Genomic DNA, 2,908 nt, shown 5'->3' on the forward strand with positions numbered 1-2,908 from the left:
GCGGTGCACCATCGAGAACTTCGTGACGAAGCCGCCGAGCGAGAAACCGTCTTCGACCGGCGCCGCCACCGCCGACGGCTCCAGCGGCTCGAGCCGCTTCGTCGCATGCAGCTCGACCACGCCGGTCGGCACCTCGTGCGCCGGCAGCACCTCCAGCGCGCCGGGCAGGTCGTGCCCGGCCGCAGCCAGCAGCTCGAGCTCGTCGTCGCGCTCGACACCGCGCCGCTCGGCCAGCCGGTCGCGGTTGTGGCCCTCGGGCAGCATGTTCTCGAAGAACACCGGCAGCCGGCCGATGCGCACCAGGCGCTCGTCGTTGACGGCACCCAGGATCGCGCGCGTCTGCGCCTCGTCGGCACCGCGGTACAGCTGCGACAGCGTCGGCCGCGCCGAGTCGCCGACATAGGCGTCGTCGAACGAGACGCGGATGTTGTCGCCGACCTGCGAGAGCCAGCCGATGCGCCGCGGCTGCGCCGCATCGGGCACGTGCAGCCGCAGCTCGGCCATCGTGATCGGGTCGCCGTGGCTCACGCAGGGGCCTCGTCATCGTCGATGTCGGTCTGGGCGTCCTCCCCGACCCGATACCGGAACGCCTGCTGCCCCACGCCGAGCGGCGCGCTGACGCCCGCCGGCAGCGACACCGACTGCCCCTGGTTGGCGATGAACGCGACCGTCTCGGCCAGCAGCGGCTTGGGCACCGGCACCAGCACGTAGCCGAGCTCGTCGAACAGCGCCGTCAGCGTCGACAGCCGCGCATCGGCCTGGCCCTCGGCCGCGGCCACCGTGAGCCGGCTCAAGCCGGTGCGCTCGGCCAGGCTCACCAGCGAGCGGCCACCGGCGCGGCGCAAGGCCTTCAGCTGGGCCGGCAGGGAAACATCGATTTGCATGGCAAAGCAATCATTTTGTTCAGAATGACTGCTTTACTATACATTGACTGGAAAACCATGCAAATCAGGCGGGATGTCTGGAAAACCAGGCAGGCGGCTTCAGTACGCCGGTCGTCAGGCTGGTGCCGAGCAGGATCACCGCGCAGCCCAGCAGCATCTGCGTCGTCAGGCCTTCGTGCAGGAACAGCCAGCCCCACAGCACCGCGAACACCGGGATCAGGAAGGTGACCGACAGCGCGTTCGCCGGCCCGATGTGGGCGATCAGCCGGAAGAACAGGATGTACGCGACGCCGGTGCAGCCGACCGCCAGCAGCGCGGCCGCCGACCAGGCCGTGGCCGACGGCATCGCCGCGGGCCACCACACGAGCGCTGGCACCGCCAGCACCAGCGCCGACGACAGCTGGCTGCCGGTGGCGACCGCGAGCGGCGGCACGCCGGTGAGGAAGCGTTTCGTGAAGCTGCCGGAGAAGCCGTACAGCAGCGTCGCCGCCAGGCACGCGAGCACCGCCCAGCCGCTGCTCGCACCGGGCTTGAAGCTCGCCTTGTCCCACGCGAGCCACAGCACGCCGAGGAAGCCGATCGCCAGGCCCAGCGTGCGCGCGGGTGTGAGCTTGTCGCGCAGCCAGCCCCAGGCGATCAGCGCGCCGAACAAGGGCGTGGCCGCGTTGAAGATCGACGACAGCCCGGCCGTGATCGACAGCGCGGCGTAGCTGAAGCACAGGAAGGGCAGGGCCGAGTTCGTCAGGCCGACCACGAAGATCGGCCGCCAGTGGGTGCGCAGCGCACCGCCCTGGCGGCGCAGCATCAGCAGCGGCAGCAGGAACAGCGTGGCGCCCCAGACGCGCACGGCGGCGAGCGCGACCGGGCCGAACTCGGCCGCGCCCATGCGCATGAAAAGGAAGGACGCGCCCCAGATCGCGGCGAGCCCCGTCAGCTCGATCCCGTCGGCGCGCTTCAAGACGTGGCCTCGCTCAGGCCCGTGACCCCGTCGACGCCTTCAAGCTGCAGCAGCGCCTGCTTGCGGTGCAGGCCGCCGGCATAGCCGGTGAGGCTGCCGTCGTGGYCGAGCACGCGGTGGCACGGCACGATCACCGACACCGGGTTGCGCCCGACCGCCGCACCGACCGCTCGCACCGCCTGCGGCGCGCCGACCTCGCGCGCGATGGCTGCATAGGTGCAGGTGCCGCCGGCCGGGATGCGCAGCAGCGCCTGCCAGACGATCTGCTGGAACGGCGTGCCCTGCAGGTCCAGCGGCAGCTCGAACTGCGTGCGCCGGCCGGCAAAGTAGTCGCGCAGCTGCTGCGCCGCCTCTTTCAGCAGCGGGTCGTCGGGGTCGTGCGGCACGGTGGGCAGTTCGCCCGGATGCGCCTTCTGTCCGTCGAACCACATGCCGGCCACGCCGTTCGCGGTGCGCGCGAGCAGCATCGTGCCGAGCGGGGAATCGAACGCGGCCTGCGCCGTGCAGACGGCCTGCAGGCGGCGGTTGAGCGTGCTGGAGGTGTTCATGGTGTTTCTCCTGAAGGTGAAGGGGGCAGGGGCGCCAGGCTGTTCCACAACCGAAGCACCGCATACGAGCGCCACGGCCGCCAGGCCTCGGCGCGGGCATCGGCCTCGCGCTGGTTCTGCGTGCCGAACAGGGCTTTCATCGCGTTCAGCACCGCGACGTCCTTCGGCGGGAAGGCGTCGGGCCAGCCGAGTGCGCGCATCGCGAGATAGTGTGCCGTCCACGGGCCGATGCCGGGCAGCTCGGCCAGCGCCGTCATCAGCGCCTCGGGCTGGTGGGGCAGCGCGAGCAGGCGGGTCAGCTCGGGCCAGGCATTCGCGAGCGCCTGGATCGCCCCGACGCGGCTGCGGATGATGCCGAGCTCGGCGATGCGCTCCAACGGCGCTGCAGCCAGCGCGGCCGGCGACGGGAAGCAGCGCGCCGCGTCATCCCACGGCGTCGTGACCGGCTCGCCGAAGCGCTCGATCAGCCGCCGCGCCAGCGTGCGCGCCGCTGCCACCGTGACCTGCTGGCCGAGCAC

The 2,908-nt window shown here is 71.6% G+C and carries 5 protein-coding genes; all 5 read right to left on the minus strand.

Annotated elements, in window-relative coordinates; all coding sequences use genetic code 11:
* Positions 1-528 (minus strand): HipA N-terminal domain-containing protein (locus AC1D01_RS28030; protein ID WP_477872242.1); only part of this gene is annotated, 528 nt, incomplete at its 3' end.
* A complete protein-coding gene (locus tag AC1D01_RS28035) occupies positions 525-884 on the minus strand; it encodes a helix-turn-helix domain-containing protein (protein ID WP_477872244.1) in 360 nt (119 codons plus the stop codon). The genes AC1D01_RS28030 and AC1D01_RS28035, both read right to left, overlap by 4 nt.
* A 64-nt stretch (positions 885-948) precedes the next feature.
* Positions 949-1,842, minus strand: a complete 894-nt coding sequence (locus tag AC1D01_RS28040) for a DMT family transporter (RefSeq protein ID WP_477872246.1) — start codon at positions 1,840-1,842, stop codon at positions 949-951.
* The gene (locus AC1D01_RS28045; protein ID WP_477872248.1) at positions 1,839-2,390 is read right to left on the minus strand and encodes a methylated-DNA--[protein]-cysteine S-methyltransferase; all 552 of its coding nucleotides are present in this window, start codon (positions 2,388-2,390) and stop codon (positions 1,839-1,841) included. Before AC1D01_RS28045 ends, AC1D01_RS28040 begins: the two co-directional genes overlap by 4 nt.
* The coding region (locus AC1D01_RS28050) for a DNA-3-methyladenine glycosylase family protein (protein WP_477872250.1) at positions 2,387-2,908 on the minus strand (522 nt) is incomplete at its 5' end. The genes AC1D01_RS28045 and AC1D01_RS28050, both read right to left, overlap by 4 nt.

It is taken from the genome of Rhizobacter sp. P3_B12 (genome assembly GCF_056402895.1).

Bases quoted from the DNA above. Each gene is read 5' to 3' on its own strand.
- AC1D01_RS28035 (WP_477872244.1), bottom strand. From the start codon at position 884: ATGCAAATCGATGTTTCCCTGCCGGCCCAGCTGAAGGCCTTGCGCCGC.